The 18738-nt window shown below is 73.8% G+C and carries 16 protein-coding genes; 8 read left to right on the top strand and 8 right to left on the bottom strand.

What is annotated here, in order from left to right:
- On the bottom strand, window positions 1-618 hold the full coding sequence (locus tag PSED_RS19975) for a nitroreductase family protein (RefSeq protein ID WP_013676054.1): 618 nt from the start codon (window positions 616-618) through the stop codon (window positions 1-3).
- A gap of 341 nt (window positions 619-959) precedes the next feature.
- Between PSED_RS19975 and PSED_RS19970 the strand changes: the two genes are divergently transcribed.
- Complete coding sequence (locus tag PSED_RS19970; RefSeq protein ID WP_013676053.1) at window positions 960-2090, top strand: glutamate-cysteine ligase family protein; 1131 nt, start codon at window positions 960-962, stop codon at window positions 2088-2090.
- A 60-nt stretch (window positions 2091-2150) separates the two neighbouring features.
- Here PSED_RS19970 and panB read toward each other — a convergent pair whose 3' ends face one another.
- Complete coding sequence (gene panB / locus PSED_RS19965) at window positions 2151-3029, bottom strand: 3-methyl-2-oxobutanoate hydroxymethyltransferase (RefSeq protein ID WP_013676052.1); 879 nt, start codon at window positions 3027-3029, stop codon at window positions 2151-2153.
- A 166-nt stretch (window positions 3030-3195) separates the two neighbouring features.
- On the opposite strand from panB, the gene PSED_RS19960 reads away from it, so the two are divergent.
- The 4 genes from PSED_RS19960 (at window position 3196) to PSED_RS19945 (ending at window position 10463) form a co-directional block, all read left to right on the top strand.
- Complete coding sequence (locus PSED_RS19960; protein WP_013676051.1) at window positions 3196-4851, top strand: alpha/beta hydrolase; 1656 nt, start codon at window positions 3196-3198, stop codon at window positions 4849-4851.
- An 88-nt stretch (window positions 4852-4939) separates the two neighbouring features.
- Window positions 4940-6283, top strand: coding sequence for a glutamine synthetase family protein (locus tag PSED_RS19955; RefSeq protein ID WP_013676050.1), 1344 nt, complete (start codon window positions 4940-4942; stop codon window positions 6281-6283).
- A 39-nt stretch (window positions 6284-6322) separates the two neighbouring features.
- Window positions 6323-7420, top strand: a complete 1098-nt coding sequence (locus PSED_RS19950) for a GNAT family N-acetyltransferase (protein WP_013676049.1) — start codon at window positions 6323-6325, stop codon at window positions 7418-7420.
- A 16-nt stretch (window positions 7421-7436) separates the two neighbouring features.
- Window positions 7437-10463, top strand: a complete 3027-nt coding sequence (locus PSED_RS19945) for a bifunctional [glutamine synthetase] adenylyltransferase/[glutamine synthetase]-adenylyl-L-tyrosine phosphorylase (RefSeq protein WP_013676048.1) — start codon at window positions 7437-7439, stop codon at window positions 10461-10463.
- A gap of 12 nt (window positions 10464-10475) precedes the next feature.
- Here PSED_RS19945 and PSED_RS19940 read toward each other — a convergent pair whose 3' ends face one another.
- The gene (locus PSED_RS19940; RefSeq protein WP_173400055.1) at window positions 10476-11636 is read right to left on the bottom strand and encodes a DUF5685 family protein; all 1161 of its coding nucleotides are present in this window, start codon (window positions 11634-11636) and stop codon (window positions 10476-10478) included.
- Window positions 11637-11733: 97 nt separating this feature from the next.
- On the opposite strand from PSED_RS19940, the gene PSED_RS19935 reads away from it, so the two are divergent.
- Complete coding sequence (locus tag PSED_RS19935; RefSeq protein ID WP_013676046.1) at window positions 11734-12390, top strand: LysE family translocator; 657 nt, start codon at window positions 11734-11736, stop codon at window positions 12388-12390.
- A 48-nt stretch (window positions 12391-12438) separates the two neighbouring features.
- Here the strand turns inward: PSED_RS19935 and PSED_RS19930 are convergent, their stop codons facing one another.
- From PSED_RS19930 to PSED_RS19915, 4 genes are all read right to left on the bottom strand, one after another.
- Window positions 12439-13338 carry an amino acid ABC transporter permease gene (locus PSED_RS19930; RefSeq protein ID WP_013676045.1) on the bottom strand — a complete coding sequence of 300 codons (900 nt, stop codon included), beginning with the start codon at window positions 13336-13338 and terminating at the stop codon, window positions 12439-12441.
- Window positions 13335-13982: an amino acid ABC transporter permease gene (locus PSED_RS19925; protein WP_013676044.1), complete on the bottom strand. Its 648-nt coding sequence runs from the start codon at window positions 13980-13982 to the stop codon at window positions 13335-13337. The genes PSED_RS19930 and PSED_RS19925 overlap by 4 nt, the downstream gene beginning before the upstream one ends.
- Window positions 13983-14048: 66 nt before the next feature.
- Window positions 14049-14936 carry a glutamate ABC transporter substrate-binding protein gene (locus PSED_RS19920; protein WP_013676043.1) on the bottom strand — a complete coding sequence of 296 codons (888 nt, stop codon included), beginning with the start codon at window positions 14934-14936 and terminating at the stop codon, window positions 14049-14051.
- A 58-nt stretch (window positions 14937-14994) separates the two neighbouring features.
- Window positions 14995-15723: an amino acid ABC transporter ATP-binding protein gene (locus PSED_RS19915; protein ID WP_013676042.1), complete on the bottom strand. Its 729-nt coding sequence runs from the start codon at window positions 15721-15723 to the stop codon at window positions 14995-14997.
- A 182-nt stretch (window positions 15724-15905) separates the two neighbouring features.
- On the opposite strand from PSED_RS19915, the gene PSED_RS19910 reads away from it, so the two are divergent.
- Together PSED_RS19910 and PSED_RS19905 are read left to right on the top strand one after the other, a co-directional pair.
- Entirely contained in the window at window positions 15906-16649 is a 744-nt protein-coding gene (locus PSED_RS19910; RefSeq protein ID WP_013676041.1) for a response regulator transcription factor, read from the top strand.
- A 6-nt stretch (window positions 16650-16655) separates the two neighbouring features.
- On the top strand, window positions 16656-18035 hold the full coding sequence (locus PSED_RS19905) for a sensor histidine kinase (RefSeq protein ID WP_013676040.1): 1380 nt from the start codon (window positions 16656-16658) through the stop codon (window positions 18033-18035).
- An 11-nt stretch (window positions 18036-18046) separates the two neighbouring features.
- Here PSED_RS19905 and PSED_RS19900 read toward each other — a convergent pair whose 3' ends face one another.
- Window positions 18047-18652, bottom strand: coding sequence for a TIGR03086 family metal-binding protein (locus PSED_RS19900; RefSeq protein ID WP_013676039.1), 606 nt, complete (start codon window positions 18650-18652; stop codon window positions 18047-18049).
- Window positions 18653-18738 lie beyond the last annotated feature (86 nt).

Genomic DNA, 18738 nt, shown 5'->3' with positions numbered 1-18738 from the left:
TCAGGTGAGCCAGGTGATCGCGGGCTCGGTCGGGGTGCGCGGCGCCTGCTGCCGCACCGGCGTCCCGAGGTAGATCCAGCCGGTGACGTCCTCGTGCGCGGCGAGGCCGAGGTGCGCCCGCACCTTGGGGGCCTCGCCGAACCAGCCGGTGCGCCAGATCGCGCCGTAGCCGAGCGCGTCCGCCGCGAGCACGACGCCGTGCGCCACGCAGACCGCGGAGGCACGCTGCTCCCACGCCGGGACCTTCGGGTGCGGTTGCGGCGCCGCGACGACCACCACGATCGTCGGCGCGCGGTGTGCCTTGGCGCGCACCCGGTCGAGCTCCTCCGGGGTGGCCGCCGGGTCGCGTTCGGCGTGCGCGTCCGCCAGCGCGTCGCCGAGTGCGGTGCGGGCGGCCGCGTCGACGACGATGAACCGCCACGGCCGCAGTCGCCCGTGGTCGGGCGCGGAGACCGCGGCCTCCAGCATCGCGCGCAGCTCGTCGTGGTCGGGGCCGGGCAGGGTGAGGCCGGGGCAGGAGCGACGCTCCCGCAGCGCCGCCAGCACGTCGCTGGCGTCGCGGGCGAGCGTCGCGCGCGGCCCGGCGGCGCGGCTCTCGCGGATGTCGGCTCTCGTCACGTCGTGTGCTCCGGGTGCGTCGGCGGAAATGTCGTGATCGTCCTGTGCCGCAGTGGGTGTGGCGGGTGCGCCGTCGGTGGCGTACGACGGCCGCTCCACCGGCGGGGGCGACGCGCGATGCCCGGGGTCGTCGGCATCGTGGCTGCTCCGGCGTCCGGACTGGTGGTCCGGGAGTAGCGCGGGTCCCCGTCGATGACCGTAAGGCTACCCTTATCCGGCGGTTTCCGCGTCACTCCTGCGCATGGTCGTCGGCCGAGCACGGAGTGTCATCACTTTCGTCCCAACAGCCCCATTGGTCCCACCGGTCACACGTGCCGGTGGCTGTCGTCGAGGAGTTCCGGGTGGCCCTTTCCCCGTCCGTGCGGTCGTTCCGCTACGGGATCGAGCACGAGTGCGCACTGCTGCGCATCGACGGCACGCTCGCCGACTTCACCGATCTCGCCTTCGACGAGGCCCAGGCGCTCGTCGACGCCCTCCCCGAGGACCCCGCGGACCTCGCCGACCTGCGGGTCGGGGACCTCGGGATCAAGCGCAAGCGCTGGTACGTCGAGGGTTTCGAGCGCTTCGACGACGTCGGCGGCCTCGTCCGCTGCGACCCCAAGGGCATCGAGATCCGCACCCGCATCCACGACTCGGTCGACGCCGCCGTCGAGGCACTGCGCGCCGACCAGGCCGCGCTCGACACCGTCGCGGCCGCCGCGGGCTTCTCGACGATCGCCGTCGGGTTCAACCCGCTGCGCTCGTCGTACCCGGTCGAGCCGCCCTACAACGCGTGGGAGGTCCGGCACCGCACCGGCTCGCCCGAGGAGCGCACCGCGCACCTGCACATGGTCACCTACGGGCCCGACCTCAACCTGTCCTGCTCGGGGATGGGCGAGGACGAGCTGATCGACGTCGGTGCCAAGCTCACCCACTACAGCCCGTGGCTCGTGCCGCTGTCGTTCTCCTCGCCGTTCCGCGACGGCGTCGCGTGGGGCGGGCTCTCGGCACGGACGGCCGTCCGGACCGGGGCGCGGCCCGCCGCGATGGTGTTCCTCGACGGCGCGGGCCGGCTGCTCGACACCGACCCGTCGCTCACCCAGCCGGCGCGGCTGCCCGCCGAGGTGGGGCGCATCGAGTTCAAGGCCTTCGACGCCTGCCCCGACCCGGGCCTCTACGGCGAACTGCTGAGCCTGCTCACCGGGCTGGTGCTGGACACGACGCTCGAGGGCCGCGCCCTCGTGCCCGACCCCGACGCCCACCGGCGCAGCGCGGTGGGCGGGCTCGCGGACCCCTGGGTCGCGGAGGGGACGGCCGCGCTGCTCGCCGCGGCACGGGCCGCGCTCGTGGGTCGCGACGCCGACCTCGCGCGGGTCGACCGGCTGGCGGAGCGGGCCGCGGCGGGGGAGTGTCCCGCCGTCGGGATGCTGGCCCGCTTCGCCGCCGGCGAGCCGGTCGCGGGGCTGCGCGCACCGGTCGCGCAGCGCTGCTGAGTCCCCACGACGGGTCGTGAGCGGCGATGGTCGCTCCGGCGACCATCGCCGCTCACGGCGTCAGTAGGAGTGCTCGGCGTCGGGGTACTCGCCGCCGCGGACGTCGGCCGCGTAGGCCTTGGCCGCGTCGAGCAGGATCGAGCCCAGGTCCGCGTAGGGCTTGACGAAGCGCGGCTTGCGGCCGCGGTTCATGCCCGCCATGTCCGACCAGACCAGGACCTGCGCGTCGCAGTCGGGGCCCGCCCCGATGCCGACGGTCGGGATCCGCAGCTCGCCCGTCACCCGCTTCGCGACGTCGGCCGGGACCATCTCCAGCACGACCGCGAACGCCCCGGCCTCCTGCAGCGCCAGCGCGTCCTCGATCAGCCGGTCGCCCGCGTCGCCGCGGCCCTGGATGCGGAAGCCGCCGAGGGCGTGCTCGTGCTGTGGGGTGAACCCGATGTGCGCCATGACGGGGATGCCCGATCCGGCCAGCGCCTCGACGTGCGGGGCGAACCGGGCACCGCCCTCGAGCTTGACGGCGTGCGCCCCGCCCTCCTTCATGAAGCGGATGCCGGTCTCCAGGCCCTGGGCGGGGGAGACCTGGTAGCTGCCGAACGGCAGGTCGGCGACGACGAGCGCGTTCGGCGCCCCGCCCACGACGGCCTTGACCAGCGGCATCAGCTCGTCGACGGTCACCGGGATGGTGTTGTCGTAGCCGAAGACGTTGTTGCCGGCCGAGTCGCCGACCAGCAGGACCGGGATGCCCGCCTCGTCGAAGATCTCGGCGGCATAGCGGTCGTAGGCGGTGAGCATCGGCCAGCGCTCGCCGCGCTGCTTCATCTCCGCGAGGTGGTGGATCCGCGTGCGCTTGGGGCGGGCCGTGGTGCGGTAGGGCGCGTGCTCCTCGGCGCGGGGGCCGGGGGTGTTCTCGGCAGGGGTGTGCGCGGCAGCAGACATCGTCGTCCGTCCTCCCTCGAGGCCCGCTGTGCGGGTCCCCGGGTCGTCAGGGGCTGAGGACCGAAGCGTGACACCGAGGACGGTTCCGGCGCAGCCGACGGCGACCCAGCTCACACGGTGACCTGCGCCCCGCCCGCCGGACGGCGCCGCGGCACGCGGCCACCCGATGGAGCGGCGGTGCGGCGCGGCGGGCGAGGTGGGCCGCTGGCATGCTGGCGCCGTGACGTTCCCCGCGCCGTCCCGGGCGCTCCGCACGACACTCGTCGTCCTCGCGGCGCTGCTCACCGCGGCGCTGACGACGGCCTGCACGACGACGGCGAGCGGCACCGGCGCGGCGCAGGGCGCGGCGGCGGGCAGCGATCCCGCGCTCGCCAAGTACTACGACCAGACGCTCTCGTGGGGGCCCTGCGCCCCGTTCGCGGAGTCCGACGCCGACCGCAAGGCCTTCGCGGCCCCGGACCTGGACTGCGCGCGGCTGCAGGTGCCGTTGGACTACGCGCAGCCCGGCGGGCGGACCGCCGAGATCGCCGTCCTGCGGCACCGCGCCACCGACCAGGCCGCCCGGATCGGCTCGCTGCTGGTCAACCCCGGCGGGCCCGGCGGCTCGGGCATCAGCTTCGCGGCCACCCTCGCCGGCGGCGCCGGCACGCCCAGGGCGATCCTGTCGCGGTTCGACCTCGTCGGGTTCGACCCGCGCGGCGTCGGTGCGAGCACCCCCGCGATCGACTGCCTCGACGACAAGCAGAACGACGCCGAGCGCGCGGACGACGACACCGACCCCTCGCCCGCGGGCGTCGCGCGCACCGAGGCCGAGAACAAGGCGTTCGTGCAGGGCTGCGTCTCGAAGACCGGGGTCGACGTGCTGGCGAACGTGGGGACGCGTGACGTCGTCAAGGACATGGACGTGCTGCGCGCGGTGCTGGGCGACGACAAGCTCACCTACGCGGGCTTCTCCTACGGCACCCGGATCGGCTCGACCTACGCCGAGGCGTTCCCGCAGAACGTCAGGGCACTGGTGCTCGACGGCGCGCTCGACCCGGAGCAGACGACCATCGACCGCACCGTCGACCAGAACGAAGGTTTCCAGGACGCGTTCGACGCGTTCGCCCGGTGGTGCGCCGCGCAGCCGACGCCGTGCCCGCTCGGCGAGGACCCGGCGCAGGCCACCGCGGCGTTCCAGAAGCTGGTGCGGCCCCTGATCGACAAGCCGGTGCCCGCGGGCGGCGGGCGGGTGCTCGGCTGGAACGACGCCCAGACCGGAGTGTCACAGGCGCTCTACATCTCCGCCGCCTACCCGATCCTGGCGCGTGGGATCGCCGAGCTCGCGCTGGGCAGCGGCTCGATCCTGCTCAGGCTCGCAGACCTGTACTACGACCGCGACGCGTCCGGGCACTACTCGAACATGCTCGAGGCCTTCACCGCGATCAGCTGCGTCGACGAGCAGCAGATCACCGACCGCGCGCAGATCGACGAGCAGAACCGCCGCGTCGACGAGGTCGCCCCGTTCCGCAGCACCGGCCTCGGCCCGGTCGACGCGCTGGACCCGTGTGCGTTCTGGCCGGTCAAGCCGACGAGCCAGCCGCACGTGCCGCACGTGAGCGGGCTGCCGCCGACCGTCGTCGTCTCGGTCACGGGCGACCCGGCCACACCGTACGAGGCGGGCGTCGACCTCGCGAAGGCCCTCGGCGGGCGGCTGATCAAGGTCGACGGCAACCAGCACACGGCGTCGCTGCAGGGCAACGCGTGCGTCGACGGTGCGGTCGCGGCCTACCTGACCGACCTGACGTTGCCCCCGGACGGCCTCGAGTGCAGGCTGTCGTGACCGCGCAGCCACCACGGCTGCGTGATGTCGTCGGGAGCGACCGGCGACGAAACATTCCCGTAACAGCCCATTCCTAGGCTCGGTGACCATGGATCGTCAGCAGGAGTTCGTGCTCCGAACGCTCGAGGAACGCGACATCCGCTTCGTGCGGCTGTGGTTCACCGACGTGCTCGGCTACCTCAAGTCGGTGGCCGTGGCTCCGGCGGAGCTGGAGGGCGCGTTCGCCGAGGGCATCGGTTTCGACGGCTCCGCGATCGAGGGCTTCGCCCGGATCTACGAGTCGGACATGGTGGCCCGGCCCGATCCCTCGACGTTCCAGGTGCTGCCGTGGGAGACCCCGGGCGGCGAGCACTACTCGGCGCGGATGTTCTGCGACATCGCGATGCCCGACGGCTCGCCGTCGTGGGCGGACCCGCGGCACGTGCTGCGCCGTGCGCTGTCGAAGGCGGGCGAGGCCGGCTTCACCTGCTACGTCCATCCCGAGATCGAGTTCTACCTGCTGCGCGACCTGCCGGCCGACGGCTCGCCGCCCACCGCGGCCGACAACGGCGGCTACTTCGACCAGGCCAGCCACGACGTCGCGCCGCACTTCCGGCGCAACGCGATCGAGACGCTGGAGTCGATGGGCATCTCCGTCGAGTTCAGCCACCACGAGGGCGGTCCCGGCCAGCAGGAGATCGACCTGCGCTACGCCGACGCGTTGACGATGGCCGACAACATCATGACGTTCCGCTACGTCGTGAAGGAGGTCGCGATCACGCAGGGCGTGCGGGCCTCGTTCATGCCCAAGCCGTTCTCGGACCACCCGGGCTCGGCGATGCACACCCACTTCTCGCTGTTCGAGGGCGACCGCAACGCGTTCCACGACCCGGACGACCCCTACGAGCTGTCCGAGACGGGCAAGGCGTTCGTCGCCGGGGTGCTGCGGCACGCCCGCGAGATGAGCGCGGTGACCAACCAGTTCGTCAACTCCTACAAGCGGCTCATCACCGGCGGCGAGGCCCCGACGGCGGTGTCGTGGGGGCACGCGAACCGGTCGGCGCTGGTCCGGGTGCCGATGTACTCCCCGGGCAAGCAGTCCACGCGGCGGGTGGAGATCCGCACCCTCGACAGCGCCTGCAACCCGTACCTGGCGTTCGCGGTGATACTCGGCGCCGGGTTGCGGGGTGTGCAGAAGGGCTACGAGCTGCAGGCAGCCACCGAGGACGACGTCTGGTCGCTGACCGAGACCGAGCGTCGTGCCATGGGCTACGAGACGCTGCCGCAGAACCTCACGGAGGCGCTGTCGGCGATGGAGCACTCGGAGCTGGTCGCGGAGGTGCTCGGGGAGCACGTCTTCGACTTCTTCCTGCGCAACAAGCGTCAGGAGTGGGACGGCTACCGCCGCCAGGTCACGCCCTACGAGCTGGCGACCTACCTGCCGATCCTCTAATCGCTGGCGTCGGCCGCCCCGCCCGGACAGGGTGGGGCGGTGGACGTGAGGCGCTACGACACCGACCCGGCCGGGCTCGCCGCGTGGCACGAGCTCGCACTGCCCGTGCTCGCGGCCGACCCGGTCGTCAACACGTTCGCGCTGACGGCACTGGCCGAGCGCGCCCGGTCCGGTGCCGGGCCGGCGCCCGCGACACTCGCCACGGTGCACGACGACGGCGGCGCGACGGTCGCGGCGGCGCTGCGGTTCGCCGGCCACGGCCTCCAGGTCTCCGCGCTGCCCGCGGGCGCCGCGGACGCCCTCGCGGCCGAGCTGGCGGGCGACGAGCCCCTGTGGCGGCGCGGCGCATTCGGACCCGTCGAGCGGGTGGCGGCGCTGGTGCGGGCGCGGGTCGGGGGTACGGGCGAGATCCCGGTGACCGACATCGAGATGCGGCTGTGGACCCTGGGGACGCTCGTCGTCCCGAGGGGTGTCGCCGGGACGGCAAGGGCGGCGACCGACGCCGACGGACCGCTGCTGGCGCGGTGGTTCCGCGGTTTCGTCGCCGACGTCGCGACCGACCACCCGGGCCGGCCGGTCCCCGTCCCCGTCCCCGTCCCGGGTCCCGACGGCCCCGACACCGCCGGGCCCGACGACCCCGGCCAGGACCGCGCCGCCCCGGGGCACGCCCCCGGCACGGTTCCCGACCCCGGCCCGGACCCCGGCACCGCCCCCGGCCACGACCGTGGCGGGTCCGCACCCGGGCCGGGGGACGGCGGTCCCGATCCCGCCCGGTTCGTCGCCGACGAGCGGGCCGCCGGGCGCGACCCGGTCGTCTGGGAGGTCGACGGGACACCCGTCGCGTTCGGCGTGACGAGGCTCCCCGCGGCCGGGGTCGCGCGGATCGGCCCCGTCTACACCCCGCCCGAGCACCGCAACCACGGCTACGCCCCGGCGGTCACGGCCGCCTGCGTGCGGCGGGCCCTCGCCGCGGGGGCGCGCGAGGTCGTGCTGTTCACCGACGTCGCCGCCGACGTCCCCAACCGCATCTACGCGCGCATCGGGTTCGTCCCGGGCGGACTGCACCGGGAGGTCCGCTTCGAGCCGGCCCCGGACCGCACGCCACACGCCGCACCCACCACGACCGGACGCGGATAGGGCAGGATCGGTGACCGTGGTGGATCGCAGCGGTGGCACGTCGCTGGCGAGGCTCGGGCTCGTCGAGCCGTGGGCGGAACCGACGCTCGAGAAGCTCGGCTGGTGGGCGGACGAGAACCCCGCGCCCGGCGCCGAGGAGATCATGTGGGCGCTGGCCCGCAGCCCCGACCCGCACCTCGCGCTGCGCACCGTCGAACGCCTCGCCGACGCCGCGCCGCAGTGGTCGACGATCGACACCGAGCTGCGCGCCGACATCGGCCTGCGTGCGCGGCTGTTCGCGCTGACGGGGTCGTCCACGGCTCTGGGCGACCATCTCGTCACCCATCCGGACCGCTGGGCCCTGCTGGCCGACGGTCCCGACCGCAACGACCCGCCGCCGGACCTCGCGCGGCGCACCGCCAACCTGTTGCGCGCGGTCGGTGCCGACCCGGATGCGCCCCTCGCGGGCGCGCCGGGCGGCTCGGTCGCGACGCTGACGGGCGCCGAGGCCGTCGCCGCGCTGCGGACGGCCTACCGCGACGAGCTGCTCGGCCTCGCCGCGGCCGACCTCGCCGCGGTCGGCGACGCGTCGCTGCCGGTGATGGAGGTCGACGACGTCGCCTGCCAGCTCGCCGACCTCGCGCTCGCGGCGCTGCGGGCCTGTCTCGCCGTCGCCGTCGCCGAGTTCGACCCCGGCCCGGACGCCCGGTTCACCGTCATCGCGATGGGTAAGACCGGCGGCTGCGAGCTCAACTACGTCTCCGACGTCGACGTCGTGTTCGTCGCCGAGCCCGCCGACCAGACCGCCACGCGCATCGCGAGCCGGATGATGCGTGTCGCCGGTGAGGCCTGCTTCGAGGTCGACGCCAACCTGCGCCCCGAGGGCCGTCAGGGCGCGCTCGTGCGCACGCTGGAGGGTCACGAGTCCTACTACCGGCGCTGGGCCAAGACGTGGGAGTTCCAGGCGCTGCTCAAGGCCCGGCCCGCGGCCGGCGACCCGCAGCTGGGGCAGGCCTACCTCGACACGGTCTCGCCCATGGTGTGGAAGGCCGCCGAGCGCGACGACTTCGTCCCCGACGTGCAGGCGATGCGCCGCCGGGTCGAGGAGCACGTCCGCCCCGACCACGCCGAGCGGGAGCTGAAGCTGGGCCGCGGCGGGCTGCGCGACGTCGAGTTCGCGGTGCAGCTGCTGCAGCTCGTCCACGGCCGCACCGACGAGGAGATCCGCTCGCCGTCGACGCTGACGGCGCTGGAGGCGCTCGCCCGGCGTGGCTACATCGGCCGTGACGACGGCGCGAACCTCGCCGCGTCGTACCGGTTCCTGCGGCTGCTCGAGCACCGGCTGCAGCTGCAGCGGATGCGGCGCACCCACCTGCTGCCCGCCGAGGACGACGTCGAGGCGCTGCGCTGGCTCGCCCGGGCGGCCCGGCTGCGCCACGACGGCCGTCGCGACGTCGTCGGTGTGCTGCTCGACGAGTGGCATCGCAACGCGCGCCGGGTGCGGCGGCTGCACGAGAAGCTGTTCTACCGGCCACTGCTGGAGTCGGTGTCGCGGCTGCCCGCCGACGCGGTCCGGATGTCCGCCGAGGCGGCCACGGCCCGGCTCGCCGCGCTGGGCTGGGCGTCGCCCGAAGGGGCGCTGAACCACCTGCGCGCCTTGACCAGCGGGGTGTCGCGGGCCGCGCAGATCCAGCACACGCTGCTGCCGGTGCTGCTGGAGGACCTCGCCGACAGCCCCGATCCCGACCGCGGGCTGCTGTCGTACCGGAAGGTCTCCGAGGCGCTCGCGCAGACGCCGTGGTACCTGCGACTGCTGCGCGACGAGGGCGCGGTCGCCCAGCGGCTCATGCGGCTGCTGGGTACGTCGTTGCTGGTCCCGGACCTGCTGGTCCGGGCCCCGGAGGTGCTGCGGCTGTTGGCGAGCCCCACCGCGGGCCGGCCCGACGAGCTCACCCGCGACCCGGCCGACGTCGCCGCGTCGCTGCGCACCACCGTCGGGCGCCAGCTGGGGATGACCTCGGCCGTCGGCACCGCGCGCTCGCTGCGCCGCCACGAGCTGCTGCGGGTGGCGTGCGCCGACCTGCTCGGGCTGCTGTCGGTCGAGGCGGTGTGCGAGGCACTGTCGTCGGTGTGGTGCGCGGTGCTGGCCGCGACCCTCGACGCCGCGGTCAAGGAACGGTCGGCCGAGGGCCCGGCGCCCGCGCGGCTGGCCGTCATCGGCATGGGCCGGCTCGGCGGGGCGGAGCTGGGCTACGGCAGCGACGCCGACGTGCTGTTCGTGTGCGACCCGGTCGAGGGGGTCGACGACTCCGCCGCCGTGCGGTGGGCGACGCAGGTCGTCGAGTCGGTGCGCCGGGGTCTCGGCTCGCCCAGCCCGGACCCGGCGCTCGTCGTCGACGCGGACCTGCGACCGGAGGGCCGGCAGGGCCCGCTCGTGCGCACACTGCGGTCCTATCGCGAGTACTACGCCCGCTGGGCCGAGGTGTGGGAGGCCCAGGCGCTGCTGCGGGCCCGGCCGATCGCCGGTGACGCCGACCTCGGGAAGCGGTTCGTGGAGCTCGTCGACCCCATCCGGTACCCGGCCGACGGGCTGCCCGCGGCGTCGGTCACCGAAATCCGGCGGATCAAGGCCCGGGTCGACGTCGAGCGGCTGCCGCGCGGCGCCGATCGCAGCACCCACACCAAGCTCGGTCTCGGCGGGCTCGCCGACGTCGAGTGGACCGCGCAGCTGCTGCAGCTGCAGCACGCGGGCGACCTGCCCGAGCTGCGCACGACGTCGACGCTCGAGGCGCTGCGCGAGGCCGCGCACGCCGGGCTGCTCACCGACGACGACGTCGCGGCGCTCACCGCGGGATGGACGATCGCCACGCGGGCCCGCAACGCCGTCATGCTGGTGAAGGGCAAGCCGGGCGACCAGCTGCCGCGGTCCGGACGTGAGCTCGCGGCCGTCGCGAGCGCGCTCGGCTACCCGCCGGGTGGCGACCCGGGCGTGTTCCTCGACGACTACCGACGCACCACGCGGCGGTCCCGGGCGGTCGTCGAGCGGGTCTTCTACGGCGGCTGAGCGCGGCGACGGTCAGCAGTTGCAGTCGCAGCAGTCGCAGCCGTCGCAACAGTCGCAGCAGTCGGTGCACCCGTCGCAGAACCCGCAGTCGTTGTTGGCGCACAGGCCTTGGCGTCGCTGCCCGCTCCACGGTCCCGGGAACTCGTCGGCGCAGCAGAGCTGGCAGGTGCAGCACAGCCCGATCGCCGCGGCACAACCGCCGAGGAGCCCGCGGCGGTTGCCGAAGCGGCCGCCGGCCGTGTCGCCGGCCGGGTCACGGTGCTTCGTCAGGTCGACCTTCTCCGGGTCCGTCTCCGGGTCGGTCTTCCCGGGCCCACCCGCGTGCGCGAAGGCGTGGCCGACGGCGCGCTCCAGCTCGTGCACCAGCAGCCGGTGCGCCAGCCGCGGACGCTCCCAGTCGACGTCGGCCAGCGCGAGCCGCACGCCCAGCGTCGCGTCGTCGGCGAGCCGGCGGGCGGTGACGAGATCGGTCCCGGTGGCCGTCAACGGGTTCCAGGCGCCCGCCACGTCGTCGGCGCGCCGGTCGGCGACGGCGTCGAGCAGGTGCGCGAGGCGGCCGAAGAGCCGGCCCGCCTCGGCGAGCGGCGCGACGTTCCCGGGGCGCCCGGCGAGCACGGCCGTGTGGGCGAACGCGGCGGCGGTCGCGGTCTCGGTCGGCTCGGTCGCGGCCAGCAGACCTGCGACACCGCTGCCGGCCGACAGCTCGGCCGCGGGCTGACGGGCGACCGCGTCGAGCAGGACGCCCGCGTCGAACCCCAGCGCCGCGGACCCGCTGCGCGCCTGGCCCGCCCACCGTCGCGACAGTGCCTGTGCGGCCGCGGCGACGGGACGCCGCGACATCGCGCCGTCGCCGTCGGCGGCGTGGTCGGCGAGCTTGGCCGACGCCAGCACCAGCGACACCGCGGCCGCGAGCCGGGCACCCTCCCCGGTGGCCACGCCCGCGGTGCGGAACCCGCGCAGCGGGCAGGGCCCCGCGCGGCGCCGCCGCGGCTCGGCGGGGGTCTGGGCGTCGACCAGCACCGAGACGACGAGCCCGTCGTAGTTGGTGACGGTCCGCGCCAGCTGGCCGTGCTCGTCGCGCAACGCCAGGCAGAGCCCGCAGAGATGGCCCGTCCAGTCGGCCTTCAACCCGCCGGGGAGCGTGTGCCGGCAGGGCCGGAGGATCCCGAACACGCGGCGAAGCATAAGCGGGACCGATCACCCGAAGCGGACGTCGCGCCCAGCGGCAACTCCCTCGCGCCGGACGTCGGAGCCGGGTTACCGTCCGCCCGTGCCGACCCTGGGGAACTCCCTCGCGTTCATGCTGGGCGCGCTCGTCCTGGTCGTGATACCGGGGCCGAGCGTGCTGTTCATCGTCGGCCGCGCCCTCGCGCACGGCCGCCGCGTCGCGCTGCTGTCCGTGGCGGGCAACGCCACCGGGGTCGCGGTGCTCGTCGTCGCCGTCGCGTTCGGGGCCGGCGAGATCGCCGAGCGGTCCGTGATCGCCTACACCGCCCTCAAGCTCGCGGGCGCGGCGTACCTGATCTACCTGGGCGTGCGGACGTGGCTCGCGCGCGGCGACGTGCTGGCCGCGGTGACCGGCACCGGCGCGGACGTCGGCGAGGACGGCAGGGCCGCGCGGCGGCGCGTGTTCCTGCAGGGCGGGCTCGTCGGGATCACCAACCCGAAGGCGATCGTGCTGCTCGCCGCCGTGCTTCCGCAGTTCACCGACCCCGCCGCGGGCAGCGCGGCCACGCAGATGCTGGTGCTCGGCATGACGTTCGTCGCGCTGGCCGCGGTGTGCGACAGCGTGTGGGGCCTCGTCGCGGGCGCCGCCCGCAGCTGGCTCGCGACCTCACCCACGCGGATGCGCCGCCTCGGTGGCACGGGCGGGGTCCTGATGATCCTGATGGGCGCCGGGCTCGCGATCAGCGGCCGCAAGGACTAGGTAGGGGGCGGACGGCGATCCCGCAGACAGCCCCTTGGCCGCCGACGCTCAGCCCCCGACCTGGGCGCCACCGCCCTGGGCCTGTGCGGCGGCGACCTTCTCCTCCTCGCGGACGATCTCGGTGGGGTCGGCCCCGCCCGGCCGCCGGCGGCGGCTGCGCTTCTCGAGCAGCTGTGCCAGGCCGGACAGCAGCAGGCACATCAGGATGTACAGCACGGCGATGACGATGGCGACCTGCAGGATCGGTGCGCCCAGCTGACCCTGGCTGCCCAGGTAACGGGCCTGGTAGAGCAGCTCGGGGTACAGGATGATGAACCCGAGCGCGGTGTCCTTGAGCACCACCACGAGCTGGCTGACGATCGTCGGCAGCATGGCGCGCAACGACTGCGGCAGCAGGACGTTCGTCATGACCTGGGTCTTGCGCAGGCCGAGCGCGTAGGCCGCCTCGCTCTGCCCGCGGGGCAGCGCCCGCACGCCGGCCCGGAAGACCTCGGCGAGCACGGAGCCGTTGTAGAGCATCAGGCCCAGCACGAGCGACCAGTACGTCGACAGGTTGAGCCCGAGGGTCTGGGACACGCCGAAGTACAGGATGAAGATCAGGATCAGCAGCGGGACCGCGCGGAAGAACTCCACGATCGCCGTCGACGGCCCGCGCAGCCAGGCGTGGTCGGACATCCGGCCGGCCGCGAAGATCGCGCCGAACACCAGCGAGAGCACGGCCGCGACGCCGAACGCGCTGAGCGTGTTGAGCAGCGCATCGACGATCAGTAGCTGGATGGCCCGGAACTGCAGCCATTCCCACAGCCGTGGTTCGAACTGCCCGGTCGCGGCCAGCCGGTACACGACGAACCCGATGATGCCGAGCACGACGAGCGTGCCGATCACGCCGATCAGGCCGTTGCGGACCCGCGCGCGCGGACCGGGGACGTCGTAGAGGACCGAGGTCATGTCGCCACGCTCCAGCGGCGGTCGAGGTTGCGCTGTAGCAGTGTCAGCGGCACGACGAGGATCAGGAAGCCCAGCGCGATCCACAGGAGCCCGACGAGGACGTTGTAGCCGTTCTCCGACAGCTCCTGGTAGATGCCGCCCGCCTGGAACACCGAGAAGCCCGAGGCGATCGTGGTGTTCTTGAGCAGGGCGATCTGGACGTTGGTCAGCGGCGGGACGACGGCGCGGACCGCCTGCGGCATGACGATCGTCGTCAGGGTCTGGTTGAACCCGAAGCCGAGCGCCCGGGAGGCCTCGGCCTGACCCACCGGGACGGTGTTGATGCCCGACCGGAGCACCTCGCACACGAACGCCGCCGTGTAGAGGATCAGCCCGATGCAGGCCCGGGTGAAGAACGAGAGGTCGACGATCTCGAGCCGTGGGTAGGCGAACGCGAAGAAGAACAACACCAGCGTGAGCGGGGTGTTGCGGATCAGGTTCACGTAGAGCATGCCGAACGTGCGCAGGATCGGCACCGGGCTGACCCGCATGGCCGCGACGATCGCACCCAGGACCAGCGACCCCACGGCGGCGACCAGGAACAGCTCGATCGTGCCGAGGAAGGCACGACCGTAGAGGTCCAGGTTGTCGAGCAGGACGTTCATCGACATCGGCTCCTCATGCCGACGGCGGGGCGGGCCGCGCGTGCGACCCGCCCCGCCGGAATCCGGTCAGTAGCGCTGCAGCGGCGGCGGCGATCCGGCGGAGCCGGACTTGCCGAGGGTGGAGTCGTAGATCTTCTGCCACGTGCCGTCGTCGTAGGCCTTCTGCAGGATGTCGTTGATCTTGGCGCGCAGCGCCGCGTCGTCCTTGTTCAGGCCGATGCCGTAGGGCTCGGTCGAGAACGTCTCGCCGACGACCTTCAGCTTGTCGGGCTGCTGCGAGGCGTAGCCCTTGAGGATCGCGTCGTCGGTGGTGACGACGTCGACCTGCTTGGCGAGCAGCTGGTCGACGCACTGGGTGTAGGTCTGGAACTCGACGATGTTGCCGGGCTCGGTCAGGCCCTGGTCACGGACCCGCTGGATCGGCGTCGAGCCGGTCACCGAGCAGACCTTCTTGCCCTTGAGCGTGTCCTTGCCCGTGATCGCCGTCTCGTCGGAGCGGACCAGCAGGCCCTGGCCGGCGATGAAGTACGGACCCGCGAACGAGACGCGCTGCTTGCGGTTGTCGTTGATCGTGTAGGTGCCGACGTAGTAGTCGACCTCACCGCGGGAGATCGTGTCCTCGCGGGCCGCCGACGGCACCGTCTTGTAGTCGATCTTGTCGGCGCCGTAACCGAGCTGGGCCGCGACGAGCCGGGCGATCTCGATGTCGAACCCGGAGAACTGGCCGGTCGTGGCGTCCTTGAAGCCCAGGCCGGGCTGGTCGTCCTTCACGCCGATGACGACGCGGCCGCGCTGCTGGATCGCGTCGAAGGTCGGCGAACCCGTGACCTGGACGCCCGCGGCGACCTGCTGCGAGACGCCCGAGCCCTCGCTGCCGGGGGACCCCTCTTTCCCACACGCGCTCAGTGCCAGTGCGCCGGCTACGAGGCCGACCACCAGGGTACGCAACTTCATCGGATCTCCGTCTCTGCTGTCTGGACGTGGACGGTGGTGTTCTGCCTGGTCGGCCCTGTCAGTGGGTGAGGATCTTGCCGAGGAAGTCCTTGGCGCGGTCCGACTTCGGCGCGGTGAAGAAGGAGTCGGGCGTCGAGTCCTCGACGATCTCGCCGTCGGACATGAAGATCACCCGGTGTGCGGCGCGGCGGGCGAAGCCCATCTCGTGGGTGACGACGAGCATCGTCATCCCCTCCTTCGCCAGCCCGGTCATGACGTCGAGGACCTCGTTGACCATCTCCGGGTCCAGCGCCGACGTGGGCTCGTCGAACAACATCACCTTGGGCCGCATGGCCAGTGCGCGCGCGATCGCGGCACGCTGCTGCTGGCCGCCCGACAGCTGCGCGGGGTACTTGTCGCGCTGGTTGGCGATGCCGACGCGCTCGAGCAGCTCCATGCCGCGCTTCTCGGCCTCCGCCTTCGGCGTCTTGCGCACCTTGATCGGCGCCAGCGCCACGTTCTCCAGGATCGTCTTGTGCGCGAACAGGTTGAAGCTCTGGAAGACCATGCCGACGTCGGCCCGCAGCCGCGCGAGCTCTCTGCCCTCGGCGGGCAGGACCTTCCCGTCGACCTCGATGACGCCGCTGTCGATGGGCTCGAGGCGGTTGATCGTGCGGCACAGGGTGGACTTGCCCGAGCCCGACGGCCCCAGCACGACGACGACCTGACCCGACGCGACCTCCAGGTTGATGGTGCGCAGAACGTGCAGGTCGCCGAAGTGCTTCTCGACGGCCGACATCCGGACCATCGGTGTGCTATCGCTCACTGATGAGGCTTCGGGCATGGCGGGACGCTAGGGCGGATCCGACAGTGGCGTCCATCCCCTTGGGCAACCTTTAGGGTTGCAGGCTCATAACGTTGCCCCGGCACGACGTGGGAATTCGCGCGATGCGTCGCGTCCGGTGCGCCGTCGCCTGAGAGGCTCGCCGGGTGCACATCCTGCTCGTGGAGGACGACGACCGGGTCGCCGCGGCGCTGCGCCCCGCGCTGCACCGGCACGGCATGACGACCACCCGGCTCGCCCAGGGCCGCGGGGCGGTCGACCACCTGTCCGGCGTCGACGTCGTGCTGCTCGACCTCGGCCTGCCCGACGTCGACGGCGTCGACGTGTGCCGGGCGATCCGGCAGGTCTCCGACGTCCCGGTGATCGTGGTGTCGGCGCGCGGCGAGGTCGACGACCGCATCCTCGGCCTGCACTCCGGTGCCGACGACTACATCGTCAAGCCCTACGACATCGGCGAGCTGGTGGCGCGGGTGCACGCGGTGTGCCGGCGCCGCGGCACCCCGTCCGGTGCGGCCGCTCCCGGGGGAGAGGTCGCCGTGGACGGCGTGCGGGTCGACCTCGACCGGCACATCGTCACCGTCGACGGCGCCGAGGTCTCGTTGACCCGCAAGGAGTTCCAGGTCCTCGCGCTGCTGGCGGCCGCGCGGGGGACGGTGTGCACCCGCAGCCGGATCGTCGCCGAGGTGTGGGGCCGCAGCTGGCCGGGGGCCAACCGGACGCTCGACGTCCACGTCGCGACGCTGCGCACGAAGCTCGGCCGGGCCGACCTGGTGCAGACCGTGCGCGGCGTCGGATACCGGCTCGGCGTCCCCACGGAGCCCGCGGCCGGCGCGCCCGGCGCCGACGTCGTGGACGGCGCGGCCCGCGCCGACGGCCCGGCCGCCGGGTAGCGCGAGGTGCGCAGCCGTCTGCTGGTGACGGTGCTCGTCCTGATGGGACTGCTCGCCGTCGGGCTCGGCGTGCCGCTGGCGCTGGCCGACACGCGCTCGGCCCAGCAGGAGCTGTTCACGGACCGGCTGACCGACACGATCTTCTTCGCGTCGATCGCGCAACGCCCGATCACCGAGGCCGACGCGTCCGGCCTGGCCGCCGAGCTGGCTCGCTACCAGGAGGTCTACGGCGTCCAGGTCGCGGTGCTCGACCGGTCGCAGCAGCTGGTCGCCGCGTCGGAGCCGGTACCGCCGGTGCTCGACGCCGACGGCCAGGAACGCGTCCGGCTCGCGCTGGCCAACCGGCGCTCCGATCCCTACCCGCTGCTGATGCCGTGGGACGACCGGCCCGTGGTGCTCGCCGAGCCCGTGCTCGTCGACGGGGAGGTGCGAGGCGTCGCGGTCACGGTGTCGCCCACCGACGCGCTGCGGGTCCAGGAGGTCCGCGTGTGGTCGATCGTGCTCGGGGCGTTCCTGCTGGCACTGGCCGTCGGGACGGTGGTGGCGCTGCCGGTCGTGCGCTGGATCCTGCGCCCGGTCCGCCGGCTCGACGAGGGCACGCACCGCGTGGCGGGCGCGGTGCTCGCGGGCGGCCCCGCCGAACCGGTGTCCGACGGGTCCGGACCGCCCGAGCTGCGGCGGCTCTCGGCCTCGTTCGACGAGATGGCCGAGACCGTCACCCAGGCGCTCGCGGCGCAGCGGGCCTTCGTCGCCGACGCCAGCCACCAGCTGCGCAACCCGCTGACGGCCCTGCGGCTGCGGCTGTCGAACCTCGACGGACACGTCGCCCGGCCGGCCGCCGAGGACCACGTCGCCGCGCTCGAGGAGGCCGAGCGTCTCTCGGCGGTCCTCGACGGGCTGCTCGCGCTGGCCCGCGCCGAGCGGGTGGCCGTGACCGAGACCGTCGACGTCGACACGGCCGTCGACGACCGGATCGACGCCTGGCGGCCGCTCGCCGAGCACACCGGGCTCACCTTGCGCCGCATCGGGTCCCGTGGCCTCGCCGCGCGCGCACCGGCGGGGGGCATCGAGACCGTCCTCGACGCCCTCCTCGACAACGCCGTCAAGTTCACCCCCCACGGCGGCACGATCGACGTCGCCGTGTGCGCCGTCGACGGCGCGGTCGAGATCGGCGTCCGTGACACCGGGCCCGGCATCGCGCCCGAGGACCTCGACCGGGCCACCGACCGGTTCTGGCGTGCGCCCGACCAGAGCAACGTCGACGGCTCCGGGCTCGGGCTGGCCATCGCCGCCCGCACCGCCGAGCTCGCGGGCGGCGCACTGCGGCTGGAGACCCCGCCCGGCGGCGGGCTGCGGGTGGTCGCCCGGCTGCCCGCCGCCGAATGAGGTCCGGCCGCTCAGCGCACGGGGCGAGCGGCGTCGCGACCCAGGAACCCCAGGAACCGGGCCTGCAGGTCGGCGTCGGCGGGCACGGGAACCTCGGGTCCGATCGCGCCGGGCCCGCGCCGGATGTGGCCGCGTGACCAGCCGAGAGCCCCGTCGAGCAGCGTCGGGTCGAGCCGGATGCCGACGCCCGCGCCGTGGGCGACGTCCCAGCTGTGGGCGAGCAGGTCGGTCACGAGCAGCGTGACGAAGCCCGCGAGCGGGATCTCCCCGAACGGCGGGACCGTGACGACGCGGCCGAGCGTCGGCTCGTCGAGCGTCGTGTCGGCCCGGGCCCGCGCCCGGCGCCAGCCGGTGACGGCGTCGCCCGCGACGAGGACCCCCGGCGCGGGTGCGCCCGGCGCCCCGGTCCGGTCGTGGTGCGGGCGGCCCTGCGCGAGCGCGGCGAGCAGGTCCTGGCCCCAGACGACGTGCCCCACGACGTCGCGGATCGTCCACTCGGAGCAGGCCGACGGCCCGTCGAGCGCCTCGGCGGGGACGCGGGCGAGGGCGTCGTCGAAGCCGTCGAGGGCACGGGCGTACTCGTCGAGCACGGCGGCGGGCCGGGCGGTGGTGGTCATGGCAGGGCTCCTCGTCGGTGGTCGTCCCGGTGGGTGGTTCTCCGGTGGTTCTTCACGGGGGAGACGAACGGCCGCGGCGCCTCTCG

This window comes from Pseudonocardia benzenivorans CB1190 (genome assembly GCF_000196675.2).
GTDB lineage: Bacteria > Actinomycetota > Actinomycetes > Mycobacteriales > Pseudonocardiaceae > Pseudonocardia > Pseudonocardia benzenivorans.
Note: the sequence above shows the minus strand (reverse complement) of the source record. Positions and strands in the feature narration are given on the sequence as shown.

Excerpts from the sequence above, each read along its gene's own strand:
- PSED_RS19960 (WP_013676051.1), top strand. The coding sequence starts at position 3,196 with ATGGAGCGGCGGTGCGGCGCGGCGGGCGAGGTGGGCCGCTGGCATGCT.
- PSED_RS19955 (WP_013676050.1), top strand. The coding sequence starts at position 4,940 with ATGGATCGTCAGCAGGAGTTCGTGCTCCGAACGCTCGAGGAACGCGAC.
- PSED_RS19920 (WP_013676043.1), bottom strand. The coding sequence starts at position 14,936 with ATGAAGTTGCGTACCCTGGTGGTCGGCCTCGTAGCCGGCGCACTGGCA.
- panB (WP_013676052.1), bottom strand. The coding sequence starts at position 3,029 with ATGTCTGCTGCCGCGCACACCCCTGCCGAGAACACCCCCGGCCCCCGC.
- PSED_RS19915 (WP_013676042.1), bottom strand. The coding sequence starts at position 15,723 with ATGGTCCGGATGTCGGCCGTCGAGAAGCACTTCGGCGACCTGCACGTT.
- PSED_RS19925 (WP_013676044.1), bottom strand. The coding sequence starts at position 13,982 with ATGAACGTCCTGCTCGACAACCTGGACCTCTACGGTCGTGCCTTCCTC.
- PSED_RS19900 (WP_013676039.1), bottom strand. The coding sequence starts at position 18,652 with ATGACCACCACCGCCCGGCCCGCCGCCGTGCTCGACGAGTACGCCCGT.
- PSED_RS19930 (WP_013676045.1), bottom strand. The coding sequence starts at position 13,338 with ATGACCTCGGTCCTCTACGACGTCCCCGGTCCGCGCGCGCGGGTCCGC.